Origin of the sequence: Gillisia sp. Hel1_33_143, assembly GCF_900104765.1 — a bacterium.
In the GTDB taxonomy this organism is placed as follows: Bacteria; Bacteroidota; Bacteroidia; order Flavobacteriales; family Flavobacteriaceae; genus Gillisia.
Map to the genome: position 1 here is coordinate 540,018 of NZ_LT629737.1, position 14,624 is coordinate 554,641.

Here is a 14,624-nt window from a genome sequence, read left to right on the forward strand (position 1 = left end):
AATAAGTTGGTATCATTTTTGGGTTAAAAATTGTAAGTTTGTATTAACCACATCCAAAAAGTATGAAACAGCATTACATTTTAAGCTTTTTATTGGTTTGTTTTTTGCTGTTAAGTAACCTTACCTCAGCACAAAGCACTAATATTCCTGCGTACGCCCAGGAAAAACCTATTTCTGGCCTTTCTATTTATCCAAATCCTGTTACGGGAAGTAAAGTGTATATCACTTCAGACGCTAATAGTACAAAAGAGATAGAAGTCTACAATGTATTGGGGAAAAAAGTACTCATTGCCCGTTTAACGGGAAGAGAACTTGATGTTTCAGAATTAACTCCGGGTATTTATATTGTGAAGATTAAAGAAGGTGATGAGCAAGCGACTAGAAAATTAGTAGTCCGGTAAGATATTAGCCATACAACTTATTAAGCTTCCATTTAGGAAGCTTTTTTATTTTTAACTTTGTCCGTTTTTGAACATATAGATATGAATAAGAATAAGATTTTCTCTATCTCTTCCGAAGAGCAATTTAAAGCTACTACTTTAGAGATCTTCAAATTTCAGTTTGATAATAATCCTGTATATCAAAAATTCTGTAATCTTCTGAATACAGATCCTAAGCTTGTTAGAGAGATCGATCAAATTCCTTTTTTACCCATAAATTTCTTCAAATCTGAAACCATACTTTCTTCAGCAGATAAAATTCAGAAGACTTTTACCAGTAGTGGTACTACCGGAAGCAATACGAGCAAACACCATGTTACAGATCTTAATATTTACGAAGAAAGTTTTAATAAAGCATTTCAAGAATTTTATGGAAATATAGAAGATTATGCTGTTTTAGCGCTGTTACCCTCTTATTTAGAAAGAGATGGTTCTTCCCTTATTTATATGGCAGACCATCTAATAAAAGCGAGCAAACACCCTAAAAGCGGATTCTATTTAAACAATTTGGAAGAATTAAAAGATAATCTGATCCAATTAGATAGATCTGGCCAAAAAATAATATTGATAGGTGTTTCTTTTGCGCTATTAGATCTTATAGAGAATTATAAGTTCAATCTAAAAAATGTGGTAGTTATGGAAACCGGAGGTATGAAAGGTAGAAGAAAAGAGATGATTAGAGAAGAATTACATAAAATACTTGCTGCTGGTTTCGGAGTTAAGTCTATTCATAGCGAATATGGAATGACAGAATTATTATCTCAAGCCTATTCTAATGGAAACGGCATCTTTAATTGTCCTCCCTGGATGAAGATCCTTATAAGAGATCCTGAAGATGCCCTGAGCTATTTATCTCAAGGCAAAACTGGAGGTATCAATGTGATAGATTTGGCAAATATTAACTCTTGCTCTTTTATCGCTACTCAAGATCTTGGTAAGATCCATAAGAAAGATTCTGTAGAGATTCTGGGCAGGTTTGATAATAGCGATATTAGAGGTTGTAATCTTATGGTCTTATAACTTTAAGATTTAAGCATCAAACTGCCTGACCCTAAAACTGTTATTATTCTGTTAAGGCTGTAATGAAAGAAAAAAACTTCGAACTAATAAGTGTAAACATAATTTTTGGTTAGGTTTTTGTTTACAGCTAATTGAAGTTTTTTCATATTAGATTGGTTAGTTAGTTGCAAACCCCTTTATATCTTTAGAATAAAGGGGTTTTGTAATTTATATCACTCTTAGAATATAAGTATTCTTCTTTCCTTTATTAATAATTACGTATTTATCATTAATAAGATCTTCTGAAGAGATCATATAATCTTCTCCAACTTTTTCTTTATTCACAGAGATAGAATTCTCCTTTAACGCTCTACGAGCTTCTCCATTAGATTTTAGAAAATCTGTTTTAGCGGCAAGAGCAGCTATCATATCCAAACCTGCATCTATATCTGCACGAGAGATCTCTGCTTGTGGCACACCTTCAAAAACATCTAAGAACGTAGCTTCATTTAACTTCTTAAGATCGTCTGCAGTACTTTTACCAAAAAGAACTTCAGAAGCTTTAATTGCATTATCTAACTCTTCCTGACTATGTACAGTAACTGTAACTTCTTCTGCCAACCTCTTTTGAAGCAATCTTAAATGTGGGGTTTCTTTATGTTCTTTTACTAAATTTTCTATGATTTCCTTATCTAAAAATGTGAAGATCTTGATGTATTTTTCCGCATCTTCATCGCTGGTATTCAACCAGTATTGGTAGAATTTATAAGGCGATGTTCTATTGGCATCCAGCCAGATATTACCTCCTTCACTTTTTCCAAACTTACTACCATCACTTTTTGTAATTAGTGGGCATGTAAGCGCAAATCCTTTACCTCCAGCCACTCTTCTAATAAGTTCTGTACCGGTAGTAATATTGCCCCACTGGTCACTCCCTCCCATTTGAAGGGTGCAATTTTCATTTTTATATAAATGCAAGAAGTCATACCCTTGCACTAATTGATAGGTGAATTCTGTAAAGGACATTCCTTCTGTAGCTTCTCCGGTAAGTCTGTTTTTCACAGAATCTTTCGCCATCATGTAGTTTACAGTAATATGCTTTCCTACATCCCTAATAAAGTCAAGGAATGAAATTTTCTTCATCCAATCATAATTATTCACTAAAGTTGCTTCGTTTTTAACTCCTGAAGAAAAATCCAAAAATTGCGATAATTGTTTTCTAACACATTCCTGATTATGTCTTAGGGTTTTTTCATCTAAGAGATTACGCTCATTAGATTTTCCTGAAGGATCCCCAATCATTCCAGTAGCTCCTCCTACCAATGCAAAAGGTTTATGACCGCATCTTTGGAAATGTGCCAAAAGCATGATGGGCACCAGATTACCTATATGCAAAGAATCTGCTGTAGGATCAAAACCTATATAGGCAGATCTCATAGTTTGATTTAAATGTTCTTCTGCTCCGGGCATGGTATCGTGAAGCATTCCCCTCCAAGTAAGTTCTTCAACAAAATTTTTGATCATCATATATTTTTGTACTGAAACAGCCGTAAAGATACCACAAACTAGGTTTTTTCCTAAACTGAATTAGCTATATTTACCTTATGATTTTAGTCACCGGAGGAACAGGTTTGGTTGGAGCACACTTACTTTTGAAATTGCTAGAATCTGGCAACAAAGTAAGAGCTACACACAGAGAAAAAAGCAATCTAGAAATTGTAAAGAAAGTTTTTTTATACTACCATCCTTCTGAAAAGGCAACAGATCTTTATACAAGAATTGAATGGATACAAGCAGATCTGGATGACATCCCACAGCTAACAACTGCTTTTGCGCAGATATCTGAAGTTTATCATTGCGCCGCTATGATCTCTTTTGATTCTTCAAATTCTAAGGAACTTAGAAAAACGAACATTACCGGAACTGCTAATATGGTAAATCTGGCAATCGCTCAAAAAATTGAAAAATTTTGTTACATCAGTTCTATAGCTACTTTAGATTTAGAACTTGGAGAAAGAATGATCTCAGAAAATTTTGCATGGCATCCAGAAAAATATCATTCAGAGTATGCTATTTCCAAACACGGAGCAGAAATTGAAGTATGGCGTGCTTCACAAGAAGGTCTCCCGGTAATTATTATAAATCCAGGGATAATTATTGGTCCCGGCTTTTGGAATGCAGCTAGTGGCTTATTGTTTAAAAAAGTAGATAATGGTCTAAAATTTCATTTTCCAAAGATCACCGGTTTTGTAGGAATACAAGATGTGGTTCTTCTTAGTATTAAGGCAATGCGATCTAATTTGATCAATGAACAATTTATTGCAGTTTCTGAAAATAAGAGTTTTAAAGAAGTTCTTGAAAAAGTAGCTTCCACACTTCAAAAACCTGCCCCCACAAAAACTCTTAAGCCCTGGATGGTAAGGTTAGGATGGATATTTCAAAGCTTGGGAAGCATGCTGTTCAATACAAAAAAGCAACTATCTAGCAGAGATCATAAAGCTTTGTTTGAAACTTCACTTTACTCGAATGCTAAAAGTAAAAAAGATCTAGATTTTGATTACACCAATATACAGCGAGTTATAGAAGAAACGGGGAATTTCTATATCTTGGATAAGGAAAATAGATCAACTTAATTTTGAGAGGAAGATCTAACTGGGCTGGAAACTTGGGGATCCTGGTTTTTAATTTTCAATAAAGAATCTGCTTTCTTATCTTGCTTTTTTAAGGAATCTTGTAAATCTTTTACAGAAGCTTCTCTAATAGAATCTTGTACTCTCACCTCTTCTTCTTCTATTTTTTCCAGTACACTTTTTCTAACCTCTAAAGAATCTTTTATAGATTTATAGATCTTATCTAATTTAGAAGTATTCTCTGCGTAATATTGGGTGCTTTGAGCTAATTGAAGACTATCTATGCCATGCTTCTCATAGATATAAGGATTAATATGAATTCCAGTCTCCTCGAGTATACGACGGTTATAATTCTTAGCCGAGTTAAGAAGTACCAGGTCTGTTAGAACTTCTACCATTTTGCCTTCTGGGATCAAATTATCTGGTTTCTTCGTTTTATCCACACTCTGGCAGGAAACCAAAAGTAAGGCAACTAACAAAACCAGATATTTCATCAGATTATCTATCAAAAGTTAACTTTTCTGCAACATTAGCAAATGGCAATACTTGAAAATTCTTGTATACCAATTTTCCATTTACAAAAGTATGTGTAATTCGAGATTTAAATGTTACCCCTTCAAAAGGAGACCAACCACATTTATAAAGTATGTTGTTAGGCTGCACCGCCCATGGAGCATTTAGATCTACTAATACCAAATCTGCTTTGTAACCTTCTCTTATAAACCCACGTTTTTCAATTTGAAATAAAATAGCTGGATTATGACACATTTTCTCTACAATCTTCTCAAGACTTATCTTTTCTTGGTGATACATCTGTAGCATTGCAGGAAGAGCATGTTGCACAAGAGGACCACCACTTGGCGCCTTGGTATAAACATTTTTCTTTTCTTCTTTAGTATGAGGAGCATGATCTGTAGCAATCACATCTATATGATTATCTATAACCGCTTGCAAAAGTGCCTCCTGATCTTCTCTGGTCTTAACCGCAGGATTCCATTTTATAAATGTTCCTTTTTTCTGATAATCTGAATCATTAAACCATAAATGATGAATACAAACCTCTGCAGTAATCTTCTTATCTTTTAGTGGCTTCTTATTATCAAATAACGAAAGCTCTTTAGCTGTAGATAGATGAAAAACATGCAATCTAGCACCAGTTTTCTTTGCCAAAGCAACCGCCCTAGAGGAAGATAAATAGCAAGCTTCTTCGCTTCTTATTTTTGGATGCAATTCCATAGGAATATCATCTCCGTAACGTTCTACACATTCTGCTAAGTTCTGTTTGATGGTCTCTTCATCTTCACAGTGCACTGCGATCATTAAAGGCGATTTAGTAAAGATCTCCTCTAAGACTGTAGGGTTATCTACCAACATATTACCTGTAGAGGAACCTAAGAACAACTTTAAAGCTGCTGTAGTTTTAGGATCTACCTTTAATATCTCTTCTAAATTATCATTGGTTCCACCAAACATAAAAGAATAATTGGCATATGAGCTTTTACTTGCAAGCTCAAATTTAGCATCTAACTCCTCTATAGTTGTAGTTTGCGGGTTTGTATTAGGCATCTCTATAAAAGAAGTAATTCCCCCGGCTACTGCTGCTCTAGAGCCAGACTCAATAGTTTCTTTATGAGTTAGGCCAGGCTCTCTAAAATGAACCTGATCATCTATAATCCCTGGAAAAAGATGATTCCCTTCTGCATCTACAATATTTACATCTGGAGATTTAGCACTAATACTGTCGGCTATTTCTGTAATTATCCCATCTACAATATATACATCGCCTTCCTTAATTTCCCCTTCGTTAACGATACGTGCATTCTTAATTAAAACCTTCTTCATTATTTTTCTGCCCTATTGAAAAGACTTTTAAATTTCATATTAATTACCCCAAACACAGCCTCAGATATAATTCCGCTGCTCATTTTAGAAGTTCCGTTGGTTCTATCGGTAAAGATAACAGGAACTTCCCTTATGTCAAATTTTAATAGATAGGCTTTGAATTTCATTTCTATTTGAAATGCATATCCAACAAATTGTATTTTATTAAGATTAATGCTTTCCAGCACCTTTCTTTTATAACAAACAAATCCAGCAGTGGTATCATGTATCTCCATCCCTGTAACCCATCGCACATATTTAGAAGCTACCCAAGACAATAATACCCTAGCCATTGGCCAGTTTATCACATTCACCCCAGTTACATATCTAGATCCTATGGCCAGATCTGCTCCATTTTTTGCACATGTATTATATAACCTTATAAGATCATTTGGGTTATGCGAGAAATCTGCATCCATCTCAAAGATGTATTCATAATCTCTTTGCAAGGCCCACTTAAAACCATGTATATAGGCCGTACCCAATCCCATCTTACCTTTTCTTTCTTCTAGATATAAGGCTCCAAAATATTCTGCCTGAAGTGCTTTTACCTTTTCACCGGTCTTATCTGGAGAATTATCATCTACCACTAGAATATGAAATTTACGCTGTAGAGAAAATATATTCCTAATCAGCCGTTCTATATTCTCAATTTCATTGTAAGTGGGTATAATGATTATCCCATTAGACATGCTCAAAAATTTTGCCCAAATGTAACTATTTTTGTGCACAGCTACTTCAATTTACATTGAAGTTTTAACCCTATTAGTCATACCTTTGTAAAAACTTTTTGTTTGGAAGCCATAGAAAGATATAGTACCTCAAACGATTTACTCACGCTTATTATTTTGTTGGTGCTAATTTTATTAGTACTCGCCAGGAAACTGTTCTCACACAGGTTTGAAGATTTCATATCTTTAGTTACCTCCGGAAAATTCCTGGTAATAAAATCTAAAGAACATAAAGCTCTTTTTGGATTTAATGTGATCATGCTTATTACTCACATTTTGAGCATTTCAATATTTCTATATGTCCTCTACAGACAATTTTTTGGAATTGAAAATAATGCAGGAATACTCTTATTGAGAATAACCACCGCTTACAGCTTTTTTGTACTCCTAAAAATTACCGTAGAAAAAATTATTGCTAACGTTTTTGATATAGATGAAATTATAGATACCTACCTCTATCAAAAGCATACTTATAGAAATTTCATTTCTTTAATTCTATTTCCAGCTTCCATTATTCTTGTTTACGCGCAGAATCCCCAACCTTGGATATTCTATACCATTGGGGGTCTTTACCTTATAATTATAATGTTCAGTTATTCCAGAGTTATTCAAAAAAATATGAACATTGCAACACGTAATTGGTTCTATTTTATTTTGTACCTTTGCACTCTCGAAATAACCCCTTACATTATTTTGTATAAGCTTATTACATTGACCTAAGGTTTCTAAAAATCAGTAACATATGAAAGTGAAAACAATTTTAATTTCTCAGCCAGAGCCTAAGATAGAAAATTCACCCTATTTTGAGCTGGAAGAAAAGCAACGAGTAAAAATTGATTTCATACCGTTTATACACGTAGAAGGAGTTCCGTCTAAAGATGTGCGTCAGCAAAAAATAGATTTAACTAAATATTCTGCAGTGATATTAACTAGCCGTAACGCGGTAGATCACTTTTTTAGAATTGCAGAGGAGATGAGATATAAAGTGCCAGATACTCTTAAATATTTTTGTTTAAGTGAAGCTGTTGCTTATTATCTTCAGAAGTATGTTGTTTACCGTAAACGTAAGATCTACGTAGGTAAACGTACCTTTTCTGAATTAGCTCCCTATATCAAGAAGTATAAGAATGAGAAGTTCATACTTCCGGCATCAGATATGCTAAAACCAGATATCCCTAAAACTTTAAATAAGCTTGGTGTGGAATGGAAACAAGCAGTTTTCTATAAAACTGTAGTTAGTGACCTTACTCATTTAAGAGATGTTTATTACGATATTTTGGTCTTCTTTAGCCCTAGTGGTATAGTTTCTCTTTTTGAGAACTTCCCAGACTTTGAGCAAAAAGATACTAAGATCGCGGTTTTTGGAAATACTACTGTAAAAGCCGCAAAAGAGCATGGTTTGGTTGTTAACATTCAGGCTCCAACGCCAGAAACTCCGTCTATGACCATGGCACTTATGAAATATATTAAAGAAGCGAATAAGAAATAAAGATTACCTTCTGTTTTTAATTAGAAAAGCCTATAATTTTAATAAATTATAGGCTTTTCATATTTATAAGCTTTAATGTTAATTACACCATCGGTCCTCCAGAAAGAATTTCCTGGTTTGCGTTCTCTTCAAATTTTGTAAAGTTCTTCTTAAAAGAATTTGCAAGCTCTAATGCTTTTGCATCATACGCATCTTTATCTGCCCAGGTCTGTCTTGGGTTCAAGATTTCAGATGGAACATTATCACATTCTACCGGCATCTCTAAACCAAATATTGGATGGGTTGTATAATCAACCTTTTCCAACTTCCCCTCAAGAGCAGCATCAATCATCGCTCTTGTATATTTCAACTTCATTCTACTTCCTGTACCGTATGCTCCACCAGACCAACCAGTGTTTACTAGCCATACATTTACATTGGCATCTTTCATTTTCTTACTCAACATCTCCCCATACGCGGTTGGATGTAAAGGCATGAAAGGTGCACCAAAACAAGCTGAGAAATTTGGTTGAGGCTCATTAACCCCAGCCTCAGTTCCTGCAACTTTTGCTGTATAACCACTAATAAAATGATAAGCCGCTTGTGCAGGGTTCAATTTACTGATTGGAGGCAATACTCCAAAAGCATCTGCAGTAAGAAAGAAGATATTCTTCGGATTTTTACCTACTGATGGTTGTGCTATATTCTTTATATGATTTATTGGATAACTAACTCTCGTATTAGGAGTTATAGAAGTATCATCAAAATCCACATCGCCATTTTTATCTAAAACCACATTTTCCAAGATTGCACCCGGCTTAATAGCATGAAAGATATCTGGCTCGTTCTCTTCTGAAAGATGAATTACTTTGGCATAACAACCACCTTCAAAATTGAAGATAGTATTCTCTTTAGTCCATCCATGCTCATCATCTCCTATCAATCTACGTTTTGGATCTGCAGAAAGTGTGGTTTTTCCGGTTCCGGATAGTCCAAAGAAAATAGCAGTATCATCATCCTTACCTATATTTGCAGAACAGTGCATAGGTAATGTGTTATGATGTACAGGAAGTACAAAGTTTAAAGCAGAGAATATACCTTTTTTAATTTCTCCTGTATATCCGCTTCCACCAATAAGTGCTATCTTTTTGGTGAAATTTAAAATCGAAAAATTTGCTTGACGCGTTCCGTCTACCTCTGGATCTGCTTTAAATCCTGGAGCATTAACAATAATCCAATCTTCATTAAAACCTTGCAATTCATTATCGTCTGGTCTTAAGAACATGTTATATGCAAATAGATTAGACCAAGGATACTCATTGATCACTCTAATGTTCAGTTTATATTTATCATCTGCACATGCATAAGAATCACGTACGAACAATTCTTTTTCAGAAAGATAGTCTACAACTTTCTTATATAAAGAGTCAAATTTTTCTGGGTCAAAAGGAATATTTATGTCTCCCCACCAAACTCTGTCTTTAGTTTCATCATCCTTTACCAAATAACGGTCTTTAGGAGAACGTCCTGTAAACTCACCTGTGTTAACAGCTAAAGCTCCAGAACTAGCTTCTACCCCTTGTTTCTTCTCTATAGTAATATCATGAAGTTCTTCCGGGGAGAGTTGATAGTGCACGGTTGCACCTTTAATCCCATAATTATCCAACGAAATCGATTTCGTAATTTGTTTATTTGCCAACATAAAAATTTAAGTTGTGTGTTTGTTTAGGCATACAAAAGTATATAATCTTAAGTTCATACTAGAGCAAAAGCCTCTAATTTATTTCTTTTTTAACGTTATAAAAGACCATAATAGTATAAGCCAAGACAATATTAATAAACTACCTCCCAGCGGTGTTAGCAATGCTATTGCCTTAAAATTAAAGGAAGTTAAGCTGTTAGTGGCAAGCAGATAGATAGATCCGGAGAAGAATAGTACTCCTATTATTATTAGAAAGAATACCCATTTACCCACTTTTGGTTTCAAACCAGAAATACCACCTAATATTATTAATAACAAAGCGTGATAGATCTGATATTTTGTTCCAGTCTCAAAAGTAGCCATAGCATCTGGAGAAATAAGAGGCTTTAATCCATGCGTAGCAAATGCACCTAAAATTACTCCCACTACTCCAATCAAAAATCCTGCTATATAAAATCTTCTTTCCATAGATTGTTTTTTAAGTCTACACAATTATATACATTCGTGAAACATAGCCACAAAATTAACCAAGAAAATTCTAAAATGCGAAAACTATTAGTGATTGGTGCTGGAAAATCTACTTCCGTACTTATAGCTTACCTCCTAGATAAATCTGAAGAAGAAAATTTATTTTTAACTATAGGCGATTTGGATCTTGCCCAAGCTAATAAACTCTGTAATGATCATCCCAGATGTAAAGCTATCTTTTTAGATGTATTTAATAGAGAAAGTAGAGAAGCAGCAATTAAGGAAGCAGATATTGTTATTTCTATGCTACCTGCAAGATTTCATATAGAGGCAGCGAAAGACTGCATCAAATTTAAAAAATCACTTGTTACGGCTTCTTATATAAGTAATGAAATGAAAGCTCTAGACGAGGAAGTGAAAGAAAACGGACTAGTTTTTATGAATGAGATCGGAGTAGATCCGGGAATTGATCATATGAGTGCCATGCAGGTTATAGATAGAATTAGAGATAAAGGTGGCAAGATCTTACTTTTTGAATCTTTTACCGGTGGATTAGTAGCCCCGGAGAGTGACACCAATCTTTGGAACTATAAATTTACTTGGAATCCGCGAAATGTTGTGCTGGCAGGGCAAGGTGGAGCTGCGGAATTTATTCAAGAAGGAAAGTTCAAGTACATTCCTTATCATAGATTATTTAGACGAACAGAATTTTTGGAAGTGGATAATTATGGAAGATTTGAGGTTTATGCCAACAGAAATTCCTTAGACTATCAGGATATCTACGGACTTCATGATATTCTAACCCTATATAGAGGCACCATAAGAAGAGTTGGTTTTAGTAGAGCCTGGAATATGTTCGTACAATTGGGTATGACAGATGATACCTATACGTTAAAAGACTCGGAAAACCTATCATACCGCGACTTTGTAAATTCATTCCTACCCTACTCCCCTACCAACACGGTAGAACTTAAAATGCGTCATAATCTTAAAATAGATCAGGATGATATTATGTGGGATAAACTTTTAGAGCTAGATCTTTTTAATGATAAAAAGAAGATCGGTATTAAAGATGCTACTCCCGCACAAGCGCTTCAGAAAATATTAACAGACAAATGGAGCTTAGATAAAGAGGATAAAGATATGATAGTAATGTATCATAAATTTGGATATGAACTTAATGGACAGCGAAAACAGATAGATGCTACCATGGTTCTTATTGGTGAAGATCAAACCAGAACAGCTATGGCAAAAACTGTAGGTTTGCCTGTAGCGATAGCCGCCTTAGCAATTCTGAATAAAAAAATCACTACCCCAGGAGTTCAAATTCCTATTAAGAAAGAGGTTTACAAACCAATTTTAGAAGAATTAGAAGCTTATGGTGTTAAATTTAGAGAAACTGAAACTGAGTATCTAGGATACAATCCTCTTGGCGAAGTAGGTAATTAAATAAAAACAACTCCCTTTTAATTCCAAAATCTTATAATTGCTCCACAATGAAAATAGTAGACGAAAAAGTAAGTATTGACGGTATAGATAAGACCATCCTTAATTATTTAATGGAGGATGCCAGAAAACCAATTCTTGAAATTGCAAGAAAAATAGGAATTAGCGGCGCTGCTATTCATCAACGTTTGCGAAAATTAGAAAATGCAGGGCTTATTGAAGGCTCCAAATTAATGATCAACCCAAGAATTCTAGGCTATACCACATTAGCTTTTGTGGGTGTTTATCTAGACAAAGCCGTTAGTAACCCCCAAGCGGTAAAAAGGCTTAGCGAAATTCCGGAGGTAATAGAATGCCACTATACCACTGGTAACTGGTCTATTTTTTTAAAGATCTTATGTAAAGATAATGAACACTTAATGAATGTTCTTAATAAGAATATCCAAGCTATAGATGGGGTTTCCAGAACTGAGACTTTTATCTCATTAAATCAGCAAATACAAAGACAAATTAAAGTTTAAGAACTTCATAAAAAAGGCCGGTCTTTCAACCAGCCTTTTTTTATGAAGTTCGAATAATATTCTATCTTCTTCCCAAGTAAATATTTACAAAATATAATAAGGTTGCTAAAGATCCTATTGCCGCTACTACATAAGTTCTTGCTGCCCATTTTAAAGAATCTTCTGCAGCTTCGTGCTCTTGTGAAGTTAACATGTTTTCTGTTTCCAACCAAACTAAAGCTCTTTTACTTGCGTCATATTCTACAGGTAACGTTATAAAACTAAATAAGGTTCCTAGACCAAAAAGTACGATTCCTACTAAAAGTACAGTACTCCCCAAAGCAGTGGTCGCCATCAATACCAGCCCCCCCATGATTACCCATTGAGACATTTTTGTAGCCACACTCACCATAGGTACCAATTTACTTCTCATCTGTAACCAGCTATAAGCCTGCGCATGTTGCACCGCATGCCCACATTCATGAGCAGCAACTGCAGCAGCGGCGGCATTTCTTTGAGAATAAACACCCTCACTCAGATTTACTGTTTTCTTCTGAGGATTATAATGGTCTGATAGCATTCCAGGAGTAGAAATTACTTTCACATCATTAATATTATTATCTCTCAACATCTTTTCCGCAATCTCCTTACCGCTCATTCCATTTTGAAGATGAACCTTAGAATATTTTTTAAATTTGCTTTTAAGCTTATTGCTTACATACATGCTCACTAAAAATAAGAGCCCTGCAATTATATAATATCCAATCATTTTATTTTCAATTTTAAATAGACTTCTGCAATAATATCAAAAATCTCGCCATTAAAAAGATGTCATGTCAACTAATTAAATATTGATAATTAGTTGAAGCAGGAATAGCTACTCTCTTAAAATATTACTAAATATGAGCAACTTAAAATAATCCTTAAGTGCTAATTATTCTCAAATTAAGATATTGTCTATATTTGCACAACTTATCTACAAAACAGTTATGCAATACAATAGAATTCTTCTAAAATTATCAGGCGAAGCTTTAATGGGAAACAGACAGTACGGGATAGATCCGGAACGTCTGGCAGAATATGCTCAAGAGATTAAAGCCGTAGTAGATAGAGGTATAGAAGTAGCCATAGTTATTGGTGGAGGAAATATCTTTAGAGGTGTTGCCGGAGCTAGTAAAGGGATGGATAGAGTACAGGCAGACCATATGGGAATGCTAGCCACTGTAATTAACGGGTTGGCATTACAAAGTGCTTTGGAAGATGCAGAAATACAAACCAGATTACAATCTGCTGTAAAGATCAATGAGGTTGCAGAGCCTTTCATCAGAAGAAAAGCAATGCGCCATCTTGAAAAAGGTAGAGTTGTAATTTTTGGAGGAGGAACAGGGAATCCATATTTCACTACAGATTCTGCAGCGGTTCTTAGAGCTATTGAAATACATGCTGATGTTATTTTAAAAGGAACCCGTGTTGATGGAATATACACGGCAGACCCTGAAAAAGATAAGGCTGCAACAAAATTTGATTTTATTACTTTTGACGATGTTCTTAAAAAAGGATTAAAAGTAATGGATACTACTGCTTTTACCTTAAGCCAAGAAAATGAATTACCTATAATTGTATTTGATATGAATACACCAGGAAACCTTTTAAAGGTTGTTACTGGAGAAAGAATAGGAACCAAAGTAAATTTATAAGAAACTAACTATAGCCTTTTTTCAACTTTAAGTTTAAAAAAATGAACGAAGAATTAGATTTTATATTTGACAGTACCCAAGAAAATATGCATAATGCTATTAAACACTTGGAAAAACAACTCTTAAATATTAGAGCAGGAAAAGCAAGTCCTGCGATGCTTGGAAGTGTAATGGTAGAATATTATGGAAGTATGACCCCGCTACAACAAGTGGCTAATGTGAACACTCCAGATGCCAGAACAATTACAGTTCAGCCTTTTGAAAGAAAAGCTATTCCAGACATAGAAAAAGCCATCATGGTAGCAAACCTTGGCTTTAACCCTATGAACAATGGAGAAAGTGTTATTATTAGTGTTCCCCCATTAACGGAAGAACGCAGACGCGAACTTGTAAAACAAGCAAAAGCAGAGACTGAAGATGCGAAAATTGGAATTAGAAATGATCGTAAGGTTGCTAATAATGACATTAAAAAATTAGATGTTTCTGATGATGCTAAAAAAATTGCTGAAGACAACATTCAGGAATTAACAGATAAGCATATAAAAAAGACAGAATCTATCTTTGAAAATAAAGAAAAAGAAATAATGACCATTTAATACTGCACATTTCTTAAAAAAGATATATTTGTGTCAGTTTCAAATGAATTAATTCGGTGTTCTACC

16 protein-coding genes are annotated in these 14,624 nt (G+C 34.5%); 9 read left to right on the forward strand and 7 right to left on the reverse strand.

All coding sequences use genetic code 11. From position 1 onward, the window contains the following. Positions 1-62: 62 nt before the first annotated feature. Entirely contained in the window at positions 63-401 is a 339-nt protein-coding gene (locus BLT84_RS02435) for a T9SS type A sorting domain-containing protein (protein ID WP_034893623.1), read from the forward strand. Between the two features lie 81 nt (positions 402-482). Beyond that, entirely contained in the window at positions 483-1,460 is a 978-nt protein-coding gene (locus BLT84_RS02440) for an acyltransferase (RefSeq protein ID WP_034893620.1), read from the forward strand. Positions 1,461-1,667: 207 nt separating this feature from the next. On the opposite strand, the gene tyrS is transcribed toward BLT84_RS02440, so the two are convergent. Next, positions 1,668-2,963, reverse strand: coding sequence for a tyrosine--tRNA ligase (gene tyrS / locus BLT84_RS02445; RefSeq protein ID WP_034894530.1), 1,296 nt, complete (start codon positions 2,961-2,963; stop codon positions 1,668-1,670). 80 nt (positions 2,964-3,043) lie between these two features. On the opposite strand from tyrS, the gene BLT84_RS02450 reads away from it, so the two are divergent. Next, the gene (locus BLT84_RS02450; protein WP_091262626.1) at positions 3,044-4,072 is read left to right on the forward strand and encodes an SDR family oxidoreductase; all 1,029 of its coding nucleotides are present in this window, start codon (positions 3,044-3,046) and stop codon (positions 4,070-4,072) included. Here the strand turns inward: BLT84_RS02450 and BLT84_RS02455 are convergent. The 3 genes from BLT84_RS02455 to BLT84_RS02465 are packed head-to-tail and all read right to left on the reverse strand — an operon-like array spanning position 4,069 to position 6,642. Then, positions 4,069-4,563: a DUF4296 domain-containing protein gene (locus BLT84_RS02455; protein ID WP_091267949.1), complete on the reverse strand. Its 495-nt coding sequence runs from the start codon at positions 4,561-4,563 to the stop codon at positions 4,069-4,071. The two genes, BLT84_RS02450 and BLT84_RS02455, sit on opposite strands and share 4 nt — an antisense overlap. Before the next feature lie 4 nt (positions 4,564-4,567). Next, positions 4,568-5,911, reverse strand: coding sequence for a dihydroorotase (locus BLT84_RS02460; RefSeq protein ID WP_034893616.1), 1,344 nt, complete (start codon positions 5,909-5,911; stop codon positions 4,568-4,570). After that, positions 5,911-6,642, reverse strand: a complete 732-nt coding sequence (locus tag BLT84_RS02465; RefSeq protein ID WP_034893613.1) for a polyprenol monophosphomannose synthase — start codon at positions 6,640-6,642, stop codon at positions 5,911-5,913. The genes BLT84_RS02460 and BLT84_RS02465 overlap by 1 nt, the downstream gene beginning before the upstream one ends. A gap of 102 nt (positions 6,643-6,744) precedes the next feature. Here BLT84_RS02465 and BLT84_RS02470 point away from each other — a divergent pair, with 102 nt between their 5' ends. Beyond that, entirely contained in the window at positions 6,745-7,401 is a 657-nt protein-coding gene (locus tag BLT84_RS02470; RefSeq protein WP_034893610.1) for a DUF4271 domain-containing protein, read from the forward strand. A 22-nt stretch (positions 7,402-7,423) separates the two neighbouring features. Further along, positions 7,424-8,170, forward strand: a complete 747-nt coding sequence (locus BLT84_RS02475) for a uroporphyrinogen-III synthase (protein ID WP_034893607.1) — start codon at positions 7,424-7,426, stop codon at positions 8,168-8,170. Between the two features lie 82 nt (positions 8,171-8,252). On the opposite strand, the gene pckA is transcribed toward BLT84_RS02475, so the two are convergent. Beyond that, entirely contained in the window at positions 8,253-9,851 is a 1,599-nt protein-coding gene (gene pckA, locus BLT84_RS02480; RefSeq protein ID WP_091262628.1) for a phosphoenolpyruvate carboxykinase (ATP), read from the reverse strand. 78 nt (positions 9,852-9,929) lie between these two features. Continuing rightward, positions 9,930-10,319: a DUF423 domain-containing protein gene (locus BLT84_RS02485; protein ID WP_091262629.1), complete on the reverse strand. Its 390-nt coding sequence runs from the start codon at positions 10,317-10,319 to the stop codon at positions 9,930-9,932. Between the two features lie 75 nt (positions 10,320-10,394). Between BLT84_RS02485 and BLT84_RS02490 the strand changes: the two genes are divergently transcribed. Further along, complete coding sequence (locus tag BLT84_RS02490) at positions 10,395-11,768, forward strand: saccharopine dehydrogenase family protein (protein ID WP_034894524.1); 1,374 nt, start codon at positions 10,395-10,397, stop codon at positions 11,766-11,768. 47 nt (positions 11,769-11,815) lie between these two features. Continuing rightward, positions 11,816-12,286, forward strand: a complete 471-nt coding sequence (locus BLT84_RS02495) for an Lrp/AsnC ligand binding domain-containing protein (RefSeq protein WP_034893600.1) — start codon at positions 11,816-11,818, stop codon at positions 12,284-12,286. A 61-nt stretch (positions 12,287-12,347) separates the two neighbouring features. Here the strand turns inward: BLT84_RS02495 and BLT84_RS02500 are convergent, their stop codons facing one another. Next, a complete protein-coding gene (locus BLT84_RS02500) occupies positions 12,348-13,034 on the reverse strand; it encodes a zinc metallopeptidase (protein WP_091262631.1) in 687 nt (228 codons plus the stop codon). 220 nt (positions 13,035-13,254) lie between these two features. Between BLT84_RS02500 and pyrH the strand changes: the two genes are divergently transcribed. Both pyrH and frr read left to right on the forward strand, forming a co-directional pair. Beyond that, a complete protein-coding gene (gene pyrH / locus BLT84_RS02505) occupies positions 13,255-13,962 on the forward strand; it encodes a UMP kinase (RefSeq protein WP_034893594.1) in 708 nt (235 codons plus the stop codon). Positions 13,963-14,003: 41 nt separating this feature from the next. Continuing rightward, positions 14,004-14,558 (forward strand): ribosome recycling factor, encoded by a 555-nt coding sequence (gene frr, locus BLT84_RS02510; protein ID WP_034893591.1) that lies wholly within the window; start codon positions 14,004-14,006, stop codon positions 14,556-14,558. The last annotated feature ends 66 nt before the right edge of the window (positions 14,559-14,624 follow it).

Coding starts and splice junctions, on each gene's coding strand:
- BLT84_RS02435 (WP_034893623.1), top strand. CDS start 63: ATGAAACAGCATTACATTTTAAGCTTTTTATTGGTTTGTTTTTTGCTG.
- BLT84_RS02440 (WP_034893620.1), top strand. CDS start 483: ATGAATAAGAATAAGATTTTCTCTATCTCTTCCGAAGAGCAATTTAAA.
- tyrS (WP_034894530.1), bottom strand. CDS start 2,963: ATGATCAAAAATTTTGTTGAAGAACTTACTTGGAGGGGAATGCTTCAC.
- BLT84_RS02450 (WP_091262626.1), top strand. CDS start 3,044: ATGATTTTAGTCACCGGAGGAACAGGTTTGGTTGGAGCACACTTACTT.
- BLT84_RS02455 (WP_091267949.1), bottom strand. CDS start 4,563: ATGAAATATCTGGTTTTGTTAGTTGCCTTACTTTTGGTTTCCTGCCAG.
- BLT84_RS02460 (WP_034893616.1), bottom strand. CDS start 5,911: ATGAAGAAGGTTTTAATTAAGAATGCACGTATCGTTAACGAAGGGGAA.
- BLT84_RS02465 (WP_034893613.1), bottom strand. CDS start 6,642: ATGTCTAATGGGATAATCATTATACCCACTTACAATGAAATTGAGAAT.
- BLT84_RS02475 (WP_034893607.1), top strand. CDS start 7,424: ATGAAAGTGAAAACAATTTTAATTTCTCAGCCAGAGCCTAAGATAGAA.
- pckA (WP_091262628.1), bottom strand. CDS start 9,851: ATGTTGGCAAATAAACAAATTACGAAATCGATTTCGTTGGATAATTAT.
- BLT84_RS02485 (WP_091262629.1), bottom strand. CDS start 10,319: ATGGAAAGAAGATTTTATATAGCAGGATTTTTGATTGGAGTAGTGGGA.
- BLT84_RS02490 (WP_034894524.1), top strand. CDS start 10,395: ATGCGAAAACTATTAGTGATTGGTGCTGGAAAATCTACTTCCGTACTT.
- BLT84_RS02495 (WP_034893600.1), top strand. CDS start 11,816: ATGAAAATAGTAGACGAAAAAGTAAGTATTGACGGTATAGATAAGACC.
- BLT84_RS02500 (WP_091262631.1), bottom strand. CDS start 13,034: ATGATTGGATATTATATAATTGCAGGGCTCTTATTTTTAGTGAGCATG.
- pyrH (WP_034893594.1), top strand. CDS start 13,255: ATGCAATACAATAGAATTCTTCTAAAATTATCAGGCGAAGCTTTAATG.
- frr (WP_034893591.1), top strand. CDS start 14,004: ATGAACGAAGAATTAGATTTTATATTTGACAGTACCCAAGAAAATATG.